This window comes from Bacillus sp. JJ1532, from assembly GCF_036965085.1.
Classification (GTDB): Bacteria; Bacillota; Bacilli; order Bacillales; family Cytobacillaceae; genus Cytobacillus.
Genome location: NZ_JBALOW010000013.1, coordinates 95,555 through 107,091, shown reverse-complemented (window position 1 = coordinate 107,091; position 11,537 = coordinate 95,555). Strand labels below are relative to the sequence as shown.

The window sequence follows — 11,537 nt, the reverse complement described above, 5'->3', positions numbered from 1 at the left end:
TAGGACGTCGCTAGGCTTTAATAAATGGAGGATTAGCTCAGCTGGGAGAGCATCTGCCTTACAAGCAGAGGGTCGGCGGTTCGATCCCGTCATCCTCCACCATCAATATGCCGGCCTAGCTCAATTGGTAGAGCAACTGACTTGTAATCAGTAGGTTGGGGGTTCGAGTCCTCTGGCCGGCACCACGTAGTTTAGAGCGATTAGCTCAGTCGGTAAAGGATTCAAGATTTAGGAAACAACATTTTATTCCGAGCCATTAGCTCAGTCGGTAGAGCATCTGACTTTTAATCAGAGGGTCGAAGGTTCGAGTCCTTCATGGCTCACCATTTATATATGCGGGTGTGGCGGAATTGGCAGACGCACCAGACTTAGGATCTGGCGCCGCGAGGCGTGGGGGTTCGACTCCCTTCACCCGCATTCATAAAGATAAGCGGAAGTAGTTCAGTGGTAGAACACCACCTTGCCAAGGTGGGGGTCGCGGGTTCGAATCCAGTCTTCCGCTCCAAACATGCCGGGGTGGCGGAACTGGCAGACGCACAGGACTTAAAATCCTGCGGTAGGTGACTACCGTACCGGTTCGATTCCGGTCCTCGGCACCATTGATATATAATAATGCGCCCGTAGCTCAATTGGATAGAGCGTCTGACTACGGATCAGAAGGTTATGGGTTCGACTCCTTTCGGGCGCGCCATTATATCAAATAATAAGTTTTTTCGGGAAGTAGCTCAGCTTGGTAGAGCACTTGGTTTGGGACCAAGGGGTCGCAGGTTCGAATCCTGTCTTCCCGACCATCTTGAATAATATGGGGCCTTAGCTCAGCTGGGAGAGCGCCTGCCTTGCACGCAGGAGGTCAGCGGTTCGATCCCGCTAGGCTCCACCATATTTAATATATAATTAAATATAATCCTTAATTTGGCGGTGTAGCTCAGCTGGCTAGAGCGTACGGTTCATACCCGTAAGGTCGTGGGTTCGACCCCCTCCGCCGCTACCAAATTAGGACCTTTAGCTCAGCTGGTTAGAGCAGACGGCTCATAACCGTCCGGTCGTAGGTTCGAGTCCTACAAGGTCCACCATATGTTTATTATTTGGAGGAATACCCAAGTCCGGCTGAAGGGATCGGTCTTGAAAACCGACAGGCGGGTCAAACCGCGCAGGGGTTCGAATCCCCTTTCCTCCTCCATATTATGCTAAATATGAGCATAGTAAAAATCATATAAATATTATTACCGCGGGGTGGAGCAGTCCGGTAGCTCGTCGGGCTCATAACCCGAAGGTCGCAGGTTCAAATCCTGTCCCCGCAATTGGTCCGGTAGTTCAGTTGGTTAGAATGCCTGCCTGTCACGCAGGAGGTCGCGGGTTCGAGTCCCGTCCGGACCGCCATATTGTGGCTCAGTAGCTCAGTCGGTAGAGCAAAGGACTGAAAATCCTTGTGTCGGCGGTTCGATTCCGTCCTGAGCCACCATTTAATTATTACTAAATGCGGGTGTAGTTTAGTGGTAAAACCACAGCCTTCCAAGCTGTTGATGAGGGTTCGATTCCCTTCACCCGCTCCAAAATATGGGCCTATAGCTCAGCTGGTTAGAGCGCACGCCTGATAAGCGTGAGGTCGATGGTTCGAGTCCATTTAGGCCCACCATTTTTATTTTATCTTTGTTCCGCAGTAGCTCAGTGGTAGAGCATTCGGCTGTTAACCGAACGGTCGTAGGTTCGAATCCTACCTGCGGAGCCATTATGGGGAAGTACTCAAGAGGCTGAAGAGGCGCCCCTGCTAAGGGTGTAGGTCGCGTAAGCGGCGCGAGGGTTCAAATCCCTCCTTCTCCGCCATTATAAGGCCCGTTGGTCAAGCGGTTAAGACACCGCCCTTTCACGGCGGTAACACGGGTTCGAATCCCGTACGGGTCATAAAAAAGGTTGTCAACCAATTGTGTTGGCAGCTTTTTTTTTACTTATTTATAGTTAATTATAGATCTGGATGTAAAAAGATACCATGGACTAAGATTCTATGGTATTTTTTGTATATAGGGCAAATACACAATTTAAGTGAGAGGAATAACATAGAAAAGCCATAAGGAGAAACAAAAAATGATTAAGTATATTATTTTTGATTTTGATGGAACGATTGCCAATTCTCAATATGCATTTGTTTCTGCCTGGAATCATCTAGCTGAAAAGCACCGATTTAAAAAACTAGAGCATGATAGGTTAGAGGATTTAAAAAAACTAACCATTAAAGAACGAAGTAAGTTGTTAAATTTTCCAATGTATAAATTGCCCATTGTGATGCCGGAATTCTACACAGCCTATCGCCAATCAATATTAGACGTGACCCTATTTGAAGGGATAAAGGAATTATTAAATGAATTAGAGAGTAGAGGTTACCATACGGCCATTATTTCTTCTAATTCAGAGGAAAATATTAGGCAGTTCTTAAATCGTAATGACGTTAAGGTAACTGATATTCTTTGTTCCAGTCGCATTTTTGGTAAGGATAAAATGATAAAAAAGTTCTTAAAATCTCACAATGTGCAGTCTTCCGAGGTTATTTATGTAGGAGATGAGCATCGGGATATCGTTGCCTGCAAGAAGTGTAATGTAAAAGTTATATGGGTTGGTTGGGGCTATGATGGCATAGAAGTGGTTCAATCTGAAAATCCTGATTATATGATTCAAACGCCAGATGAAATTCTGCACATCATTTAGAATATCCCAATTTAATTCACCAAAAGATATCTTTAGTCATTCTTAAACGCTTGGAAAAATGCAATTCCAAGCGCTTTTTTTAATCTGGTCTTTTATGCTAGTCAAACCTTTCATCTTTTTCACGCAATTTCCTTCCAGGGTTATCAAGGTCAAATTCCGATGTTATGCCAGTGGACGGACCTCTAAACATTTCTCCAACTGCAATAATCTTTCCATCTGGTGGTCCAAATAGGGGGACCTTCACTTCATCTTTAGAAGCCTCTTTAATTAAAAACTCTTCTTCTTTATTACTCAATTTATATGTCTCCTTTAAATAAATAGTTTTGTGTAAGAAGCCGGAACCATCAACCCAGGCTGGTGCCAGAACCAGCTGTTATATGCAAGGCCCGGTCATCATTAGTTCGTCTCAATACTCACCCCCAACAAAAAGCTATTCAAGAGTCTTGTCCAAAAGTAAGTAAAGCTCTGAATTCACAGTGCTGCATGTTTTATTTTGTCAATCCAGGCAATAAATTATGTCGAAATTTCAAGATTACCTTTATATCTTGCTGTTAATTGGCAAATTGTTAAGTTTGTTGTCAAAAAGTTTAGAAAAACTTTACAAGGTCTTTTTCCAAATCACTCGAATATAATCATGGAAGCTATTGCAGTTAGAAGGAGAAGAGCGACATGAACACAGTTTTTCCAACAGACTATCAAATGCATTTATTTCATGAGGGTACCCTTTTTGAAAGTTATCGACTCTTTGGTGCACATATTATGAAAGAAGATGAAAAGGTAAAGACTCGGTTTTGTGTCTGGGCACCGAATGTGGAAATTGTCAGATTAGTTGGTGATTTTAATGATTGGAATGGAGAGGGGTACCACTTACATAGAGTAAATAATGAAGGAATTTGGATGACTCATATTGATATGGATCTACAGGGGTGTTTATACAAATATGAAATGATTACAAAAGAAGGCAAGTGTTTTTTGAAATCGGACCCGTTTAGCTTTTATTCGGAAAAAAGGCCGGATACAGCTTCCATTGTTTACTCTCTTGATGGCTATCAGTGGAATGACGATCATTGGATGCAGAAAAGAGAAAAAAGAAATAGCCTATCAGAGCCAATGGCCATTTATGAAGTCCATTTAGGATCGTGGCGAAAGACAAAGGATGGCCGCTTCTTATCGTATAAAGAACTAGCCGCTGAATTAATTCCGTATATTGTGGAGCTTGGATTTACCCATATTGAATTGTTACCCCTTGTCGAGCACCCGCTCGACGAATCGTGGGGCTATCAGGGAACAGGCTATTATTCCGTCACAAGCCGCTATGGTAGGCCACATGATTTTATGTATTTTATTGATCAATGCCATCAAAACGGCATCGGGGTTATTCTTGATTGGGTGCCTGGACATTTTTGCAAGGATGCTCATGGGCTATATAAGTTTGACGGAACAAATTTGTATGAATATGAAAATCCTTGGGACAGTGAAAATGCTGTTTGGGGTACGGCAAACTTTAATTTTGGAAAAAGTGAAGTACATAGCTTTCTAATTTCAAATGCGCTTTTCTGGATGGAAACCTATCACATTGATGGTTTCCGCCTTGATGCCGTATCGAATATTATTTATTGGCCGAATCGACATGAGGAAACGGAAAATCCATTGGGCATCCACTTTTTACAAAAACTAAACAAGACCATTTATGAGCGTGATCCTTCATTCTTAATGATGGCTGAGGACTCGAGTGAATGGCCGCAAGTGACCTCACCCGTACATTACGGCGGACTAGGCTTCCAATACAAATGGAATATGGGCTGGATGAATGATGTCCTTAGCTATATGGAAACAACACCTGATTCTCGGTCGAATGTTCATGGAAAAATGACCTTTTCCTTGTTGTATGCCTTTAAAGAAAACTTTGTTCTACCCTTTTCTCATGATGAGGTAGTTCATGGGAAAAGGTCACTTCTAGATAAGATGCCGGGTGATTACTGGAGCAAGTTTGCCCAGCTGCGACTGTTGTTAGGCTATATGATTGCTCACCCTGGAAAAAAACTATTATTTATGGGGACAGAACTAGGGCAATTTTCAGAATGGAAGACTAATGAGCAGCTTGATTGGCATTTGCTTGAGTACGATATGCATATGAAATTAAATGGGTATGTAAAGGAATTGCTGAAGCTATATAAGCGTTCAAGGCCGTTTTTCGAGATGGATTTTCTTCAAGAGGGCTTTGAGTGGATTGATGTAAATAACCATCAGCAATCGATCTTTTCTTTTATCCGCAAAGGAACAAGGGAAGGCGAGCATTTGATTGTCATCTGTAATTTTACAGAGCGTGTTTATGAAGATTATTGGGTAGGTGTTCCTCAAAAGGGGTCATACAGGGAAATATTTAATGGTGATAAAGCGGAATTTGGTGGAGCTGGCTTTATAAATAAGAAGGTTTTAAAGACGGAAGATGAACCGTATCATGGGAAGCCATATTCGGTAAAAATGACGATAGCCCCCTTTGGCGTATCGATATTACGACCTGTTAAGCATCGAAAGGAGAGAAAAGGAAATGGTAAGGAAGAAGTGCGTAGCCATGTTATTGGCCGGAGGGAAAGGGAGCAGACTCCATTCGTTGACTGAAAACCTAGCTAAGCCTGCAGTGCCCTTTGGAGGGAAGTATCGGATTATTGATTTCACTTTGAGCAATTGTACAAATTCAGGCATTGATACAGTTGGGGTGCTGACGCAATATCAGCCACTTGTTTTGAATTCTTATATAGGAATCGGAAGTGCCTGGGACTTAGATCGAAGAAATGGCGGAGTTACCGTTCTCCCGCCTTACAGTGAATCATCTGAGGTCAAGTGGTATACGGGAACAGCGAGCGCCATTTATCAGAATATCAATTATTTAAAGCAACATAACCCAGAATACGTATTGGTCCTTTCAGGTGACCATATTTATAAAATGAATTATGAACTCATGCTTAATTACCATATTGAAAAAGGTGCCGATGCCACGATTTCAGTTATTGAAGTTCCTTGGGAAGAAGCAAGCCGATTCGGAATTATGAATACGAGTGATGAAATGGTGATTACCCAATTTGAGGAAAAACCGGATGTGCCAAAAAATAATTTGGCTTCCATGGGTATATACATATTCAATTGGTCCCTTCTAAAGGAATATTTAGAAAGGGATGCAAAAGACCCTAATTCCAGCCATGACTTTGGCAAGGATATTATTCCGTTACTTTTAGCAGAAGAAAAGCAGTTATATGCTTACCCGTTTAAAGGCTATTGGAAGGATGTCGGAACCGTTAAAAGCCTTTGGGAGGCTAATATGGACTTATTAGATGAGACATGTGAATTAAATTTATTTGATTATAATTGGCGGATTTACTCCGTTAACCCGAATCATCCGCCACAATATATTTCAACTGAGGCAAAAATTACAGGATCTCTTATTAACGAAGGCTGTACCATTGAGGGAAATATTGATAAGTCAGTTCTTTTCCAAGGGGTAACAGTCGGGAAAGGATCATTCATACGTGAAGCTGTGGTCATGCCTAATGCCAAAATTGGTAAAAACGTTATGATTGAAAAAGCCATTATTCCTTCCAATATCCATATACCTGATGGAATGATGATTAGCGGTTCAATGGAAAACGATGAGATTGTATTAGTTTCAGAAGAAATGCTTCGAAAATATGTTTCTTAAAAAACAGTTTTTTAGTACGGCTGGGGGAAAGTGGTTTTGATGACAAAATTTGTAGAGTGTGCAGCTATTGACTGTGGGAGGGAAAGATTGTGAAGAATCGTTTGCTTGGTGTAATTGATGCAACAACCTATCACGAAGAATTGGGGGAGCTGATGATTCATCGATCGCTTGGAGCGGTCCCCTTTGCCGGCAGGTACCGCCTTATCGACTTTATTCTTTCCAATATGGTGAATTCTGATATAGAAAGTGTAGCGATTTTCCCTAAATTTCAATATCGCTCATTAATGGATCATTTAGGTTCAGGGAAGAATTGGGACCTTAATAGAAAAAGAGATGGCCTTTTCTTTTTCCCATCACCAATGATTGAAGGATCCCAAAATGGAATTGGCTCCTTTAATCATTTTGCTGCAAACTTAGATTATTTTTACCGAAGTAATCAGGAATACGCACTTATCGCAAATTGCTTTACGGTCTTTAATATGGATTTTCGCCCTGTTCTAGACCTGCATATTCATGCGGGGTGTGATATAACGGAAATCCGCCAACAGGGGCGGTCCCTGGAAATGTACTTAGTAAAGACGTCTTTTCTAATAGAACTCATTAAGTCACGTGAACATACAGGATATACTTGCATGAACGATGTCGTCAATGATTTAAACCACTCTTACTTAATATGCAGCTATGAATATGATGGCTTTGCAGAAAAGATTGATTCTATTCAAACGTATTTTCAAGTAAGCATGGACCTTCTACAGCCGCATATTTGGAGAGAGCTGTTTCCTCAGGAGAACCCGATTTATACAAAGGTAAAGGATGAACCGCCTGCAAGATATTTCGAAGGGGCATCAGTACAGCATTCCATGATTGCTAATGGGTGCCAAATTATGGGGGATATCAAAAATAGTATTATCTCTCGCGGTGTTAAGATTGGAAAAGGCTCAGTTATTAAAAATTGCATTATTATGCAAAAAAGCCAGATAGGGGAAAATTGCCATTTGGATTCGGTTATTTTAGATAAAGATGTGAAGGTCGCATCTGGAACTGTTTTAGCTGGTTCAAGTCAATCTCCGTATGTCATTCAAAAAGGAACCGTGCAAGGAGCTCTGATGAATTCGTGAAAGTATTGTTTGTTGTATCCGAATGTGTTCCATTTGTAAAATCGGGAGGACTGGCTGACGTTGCTGGTTCTCTTCCTAAGGAAATCAAAAAGCTAGGCACAGATATCCGAGTTATCCTCCCAAAATACCAATCTATAAATGAAGAATATAAAGTTAAAATGAAAAAGACTGCAGAATTTTCCGTGCAGGTAGGGTGGAGAAATCAGTATTGCGGGATCGAAGAACTTAAATTCGAGGGGATCACCTATTATTTTATAGACAATGAATATTATTTTTTTCGGGAAAATTTATATGGATATTTTGACGATGGGGAGCGGTTTGCTTATTTTAATAGGGCAGTTTTGGATTGTCTCGAGTTGATCGATTTCTTCCCGGACATTATACATTGTCATGATTGGCATACGGGGATGATTCCGTTTCTATTAAAAGCTCAGTATCAGGCGATAGAGAGCTATAAAGACATCCGCACGGTGTTTACTATTCATAACTTAAAGTTTCAAGGAATTATGCCACGTGAGGCTCTGCAGGATTTATTTGGACTGAGCAATCAATATTTTCATATCGATCATCTGGAATTCTACGGGCAAATTAGCTTTATGAAGGGTGCCATTGTTGCAGCAGATAAGATTACAACAGTGAGCCCCACATATATGCATGAGATTCAAATGGAGCACTACGGGGAAAGGCTACATGGATTGTTAAAGAAGAGGATGGATGATTTTGAAGGGATCATAAATGGGATAGATGCAGCCCTCTATGATCCGAAGAATGATCCCTGCCTATTGGAGAGATATAATCCTGAGGCAATTGAAAGGAAACAGGTTAATAAAAGATATATTCAGGAGAAATTTGGGCTTCCAAGTCTTATGAATACCCCTTTAGTTGCGATGATTACGAGATTAACAGAGCAAAAGGGAATTGATCTTGTTCGCTGTGTTTTCCAGGAGCTCATGTCGGAGGATATCCAAATGATTATACTGGGAACAGGTGATATTCAGTTTGAGCAATTTTTCCGAGAGATGGAATGGGCTTATCCAGAAAAATGCAGAGCTTATATTGGCTTTGATGAGGAACTGGCACACCAGCTGTACGCTGGAGCTGATCTCTTTCTAATGCCATCAAAATTTGAGCCGTGTGGCCTTGGGCAAATGATCGCAATGAAATATGGCGCTATTCCTGTTGTTAGAGAAACAGGTGGATTAAATGATACAGTTCAGTCTTTTAATGAACTTACTGGTGAAGGAACCGGCTTTACATTTGGCCATTTTAATGCCCATGACATGCTGTTTACCGTGCAAAAGGCACTCCGCTTTTATCGGGATGAATTGTACTGGAGAAACATTGTCAGAAATGCCATGACAGCGGATTTTAGTTGGGCGCAGTCTGCTGAAAAATACAATGGTCTATATTCCGAAATCATCTCTAGGAGTGAAAGTCATGTTTTCTAATAAGGAAGAGTTCAAAGAGTCTTTCTTAAAAAGGCTGGAAATGATATGTGGAAAAAGCTTTGGAGAAAGCACGAAAAGGGACCATTACTTTACAATAGGAAATATGATTAGGGAATATGTCAGCACTAGCTGGATCAACACGAATGAACGTTATCGAAGTAATAGAGGCAAGCAAGTTTACTATATTTCCATCGAGTTCTTGCTTGGCCGGCTGCTCCATCATAATTTGCTTAACTTAGGGCTAGAGGATGTTGTGAAGGCTGGATTAAAGGATTTAGGGATAGATTTATATGAATTGGATGAGATAGAGGCTGATGCAGGATTAGGGAACGGAGGGCTTGGGAGACTAGCTGCCTGTTTCATGGACTCTCTAGCCTCGTCAAATTTGCCGGGGCATGGCTGCGGGATCCGCTATAAGCACGGTTTATTTGAGCAGAAGATTGTTGATGGCTATCAAATTGAGCTGCCAGAGCAATGGTTGCGGCATGGGCATGTGTGGGAGGTTAGGAGAGCGGATTTAGCAATTGAGGTTCCTTTTTGGGGGAGTGTTGAAGCTAGGGAAGAAAATGGTCGGCTCGTATTTCGGCACGAGAAAGCGGAACTGATTTCGGCTGTCCCTTATGATTTGCCAATTGTCGGTTACAAGACGGAAACGGTAAATACCCTCAGACTCTGGAATGCGGAACCCTCGCCCTACCCTATTCATAAGGATATTATGAAATATAAACGGGAAACAGAGTCCGTTTCTGAATTTCTATATCCGGACGATACACATGATGAGGGAAAAATACTTCGGTTAAAACAGCAATATTTTCTTGTTTCAGCAAGCATTAGGTCGATTATTCGCTCCTATAAAAAGCAGCATGAGACTTTACATGATTTTCACGAATATGTAAGTATTCATATTAACGATACACACCCTGTCCTAGCTATCCCAGAGTTAATGCGAATATTAATCGATGAAGAGTGCATGGGATGGGATGAGGCTTGGTATATTACCGTGAACACGATTTCATATACGAATCATACAACCTTGTCAGAAGCGCTGGAAAAATGGGCAGTCCGTTTATTTCAGCCTCTGCTGCCGCGGATTTATATGATAGTAGAAGAAATCAACGAGCGGTTTTGCCAACAGCTTTGGGATTTGTATCCTGGTGAATGGGAACATATCGAAAGTATGGCAATAATCGCCCATGAAGAAGTGAGGATGGCTCACCTCGCCCTTGTCGGAAGCTATAGCGTAAATGGGGTAGCTGCCCTTCATACTGAAATTTTGAAGAAAAGGGAAATGAGCTCTTTTTATCACGTATTCCCTGAAAAATTTAATAATAAAACAAATGGCATTACTCATAGAAGATGGCTGTTAAAAGCCAATCCCCTTCTCTCTGGGCTTATTACGGATGGAATTGGAAGTGAATGGGTTCGAGAACCAGCCCAACTTAGTCAATTAAACAAATTTGAAGAAGACAAAGCTTTTCTTCAAAACTTATCCCGCATTAAACAGCAAAATAAGGAAAGGCTCGCTAGAAGAATTAACAATCAGACCGGCATTGTGGTAGATCCCTCCTCTATATTTGATATTCAGGTAAAACGCCTCCATGCTTATAAAAGGCAGTTACTCAATATTTTGCATGTCATGTATTTATATAATCAGCTAAAAGAGGATTCAAGCTTCAATATGCACCCGCGTACTTTTATCTTTGGAGCCAAAGCCTCTCCCGGATACTATTATGCAAAGAAAATTATTAAGCTCATCAATACAGTCGCGGATAAAGTCAACCGGGATGCCAGGACTAATGAAAAGTTAAAGGTCATTTTCCTCGAAAATTATCGTGTCTCTATAGCTGAAGAGGTTTTTCCAGCGGCAGATGTAAGCGAGCAAATTTCTACTGCCAGTAAGGAGGCTTCTGGTACTGGAAACATGAAATTTATGATGAATGGCGCTCTAACGGTAGGGACTCTGGACGGGGCAAATGTTGAAATAATGGAAAAGGCAGGTCCGGAAAATATCTTTATTTTTGGCCTTACTGCTGACAAAGTTCTTCAATATTATCAGCATGGCGGTTACAATTCAATGGATTACTATCATCATGACAAAAGAATTCGTCAAGTAGCCGATCAATTAATTAATGGTTTTTTCCCGGAAGCTGATGATGAATTTGAACCGATTTTTGATTCATTACTTACGGAAAATGATCAATATTTTGTACTGAGGGATTTTGATTCTTATGTGAATATTCAGAGGCAGGCAGGAATAGCATATGAAGATCAAAGTAAATGGCTGAAAATGAGCTTGAGAAATATTGCTGCTTCTGGTTATTTTTCCAGCGACCGCACAATTCGTGAGTATGCTGAAGAGATATGGAGGATTCAGTCTATTTAGGATGTTGAAAGTATGAAAGGGTGCAATTTGCACCCTTCTCACTAAGCTGTGTGAGCGTTCCATGAACTAAATTGGTAGAGGATTTTGAAAAAAACTAACATAGAAGGGCCCAATGTAAGCATTTTGAAGGAAATCTCATCAAAACCCTAACATAGTAAGGCCTAATGTAAGCATTTTGGAGAAAGCCCCGT

7 protein-coding genes and 20 tRNA genes are annotated in these 11,537 nt (G+C 41.2%); 26 read left to right on the top strand and 1 reads right to left on the bottom strand.

Annotation, left to right across the window (positions count from 1 at the left end):
* The first annotated feature begins 26 nt into the window (after window positions 1–26).
* From V7122_RS06090 to V7122_RS05990, 21 genes are all read left to right on the top strand, one after another.
* Window positions 27–102: transfer RNA gene (locus V7122_RS06090), tRNA-Val, on the top strand.
* A 7-nt stretch (window positions 103–109) separates the two neighbouring features.
* A tRNA-Thr gene (locus V7122_RS06085) sits at window positions 110–185 on the top strand.
* A gap of 65 nt (window positions 186–250) precedes the next feature.
* Window positions 251–326, top strand: a tRNA-Lys gene (locus V7122_RS06080).
* 9 nt (window positions 327–335) lie between these two features.
* Window positions 336–417: transfer RNA gene (locus tag V7122_RS06075), tRNA-Leu, on the top strand.
* A gap of 13 nt (window positions 418–430) precedes the next feature.
* A tRNA-Gly gene (locus tag V7122_RS06070) sits at window positions 431–505 on the top strand.
* A 5-nt stretch (window positions 506–510) separates the two neighbouring features.
* Window positions 511–599, top strand: a tRNA-Leu gene (locus V7122_RS06065).
* 15 nt (window positions 600–614) lie between these two features.
* Window positions 615–691, top strand: a tRNA-Arg gene (locus tag V7122_RS06060).
* A gap of 23 nt (window positions 692–714) precedes the next feature.
* Window positions 715–791, top strand: a tRNA-Pro gene (locus V7122_RS06055).
* Window positions 792–804: 13 nt separating this feature from the next.
* Window positions 805–880, top strand: a tRNA-Ala gene (locus V7122_RS06050).
* Window positions 881–914: 34 nt separating this feature from the next.
* A tRNA-Met gene (locus tag V7122_RS06045) sits at window positions 915–991 on the top strand.
* Between the two features lie 5 nt (window positions 992–996).
* A tRNA-Ile gene (locus V7122_RS06040) sits at window positions 997–1,073 on the top strand.
* 14 nt (window positions 1,074–1,087) lie between these two features.
* Window positions 1,088–1,180, top strand: a tRNA-Ser gene (locus V7122_RS06035).
* 47 nt (window positions 1,181–1,227) lie between these two features.
* Window positions 1,228–1,301: transfer RNA gene (locus V7122_RS06030), tRNA-Met, on the top strand.
* Between the two features lie 2 nt (window positions 1,302–1,303).
* Window positions 1,304–1,380: transfer RNA gene (locus V7122_RS06025), tRNA-Asp, on the top strand.
* Between the two features lie 6 nt (window positions 1,381–1,386).
* A tRNA-Phe gene (locus V7122_RS06020) sits at window positions 1,387–1,462 on the top strand.
* A gap of 17 nt (window positions 1,463–1,479) precedes the next feature.
* Window positions 1,480–1,553: transfer RNA gene (locus V7122_RS06015), tRNA-Gly, on the top strand.
* A 6-nt stretch (window positions 1,554–1,559) separates the two neighbouring features.
* A tRNA-Ile gene (locus V7122_RS06010) sits at window positions 1,560–1,636 on the top strand.
* A gap of 18 nt (window positions 1,637–1,654) precedes the next feature.
* Window positions 1,655–1,729 (top strand) — tRNA-Asn (locus V7122_RS06005).
* A 4-nt stretch (window positions 1,730–1,733) separates the two neighbouring features.
* Window positions 1,734–1,824: transfer RNA gene (locus V7122_RS06000), tRNA-Ser, on the top strand.
* A gap of 6 nt (window positions 1,825–1,830) precedes the next feature.
* Window positions 1,831–1,902 (top strand) — tRNA-Glu (locus V7122_RS05995).
* A 180-nt stretch (window positions 1,903–2,082) separates the two neighbouring features.
* Window positions 2,083–2,700 (top strand): HAD-IA family hydrolase, encoded by a 618-nt coding sequence (locus V7122_RS05990; RefSeq protein WP_335526044.1) that lies wholly within the window; start codon window positions 2,083–2,085, stop codon window positions 2,698–2,700.
* A 97-nt stretch (window positions 2,701–2,797) separates the two neighbouring features.
* On the opposite strand, the gene V7122_RS05985 is transcribed toward V7122_RS05990, so the two are convergent.
* Window positions 2,798–2,995: a hypothetical protein gene (locus tag V7122_RS05985; RefSeq protein ID WP_335345258.1), complete on the bottom strand. Its 198-nt coding sequence runs from the start codon at window positions 2,993–2,995 to the stop codon at window positions 2,798–2,800.
* Window positions 2,996–3,369: 374 nt separating this feature from the next.
* Here V7122_RS05985 and glgB point away from each other — a divergent pair, with 374 nt between their 5' ends.
* The 5 genes from glgB to V7122_RS05960 all read left to right on the top strand — a co-directional run bounded on the left by glgB (window position 3,370) and on the right by V7122_RS05960 (window position 11,346).
* On the top strand, window positions 3,370–5,322 hold the full coding sequence (gene glgB / locus V7122_RS05980; protein WP_335526043.1) for a 1,4-alpha-glucan branching protein GlgB: 1,953 nt from the start codon (window positions 3,370–3,372) through the stop codon (window positions 5,320–5,322).
* Complete coding sequence (locus V7122_RS05975) at window positions 5,252–6,397, top strand: glucose-1-phosphate adenylyltransferase (RefSeq protein WP_335345256.1); 1,146 nt, start codon at window positions 5,252–5,254, stop codon at window positions 6,395–6,397. The genes glgB and V7122_RS05975 overlap by 71 nt, the downstream gene beginning before the upstream one ends.
* An 89-nt stretch (window positions 6,398–6,486) precedes the next feature.
* On the top strand, window positions 6,487–7,515 hold the full coding sequence (locus V7122_RS05970; protein ID WP_335486756.1) for a sugar phosphate nucleotidyltransferase: 1,029 nt from the start codon (window positions 6,487–6,489) through the stop codon (window positions 7,513–7,515).
* Window positions 7,512–8,963, top strand: coding sequence for a glycogen synthase GlgA (gene glgA, locus V7122_RS05965; protein ID WP_335526042.1), 1,452 nt, complete (start codon window positions 7,512–7,514; stop codon window positions 8,961–8,963). The genes V7122_RS05970 and glgA overlap by 4 nt, the downstream gene beginning before the upstream one ends.
* A complete protein-coding gene (locus tag V7122_RS05960; RefSeq protein ID WP_335526041.1) occupies window positions 8,953–11,346 on the top strand; it encodes a glycogen/starch/alpha-glucan phosphorylase in 2,394 nt (797 codons plus the stop codon). Before glgA ends, V7122_RS05960 begins: the two co-directional genes overlap by 11 nt.
* The last annotated feature ends 191 nt before the right edge of the window (window positions 11,347–11,537 follow it).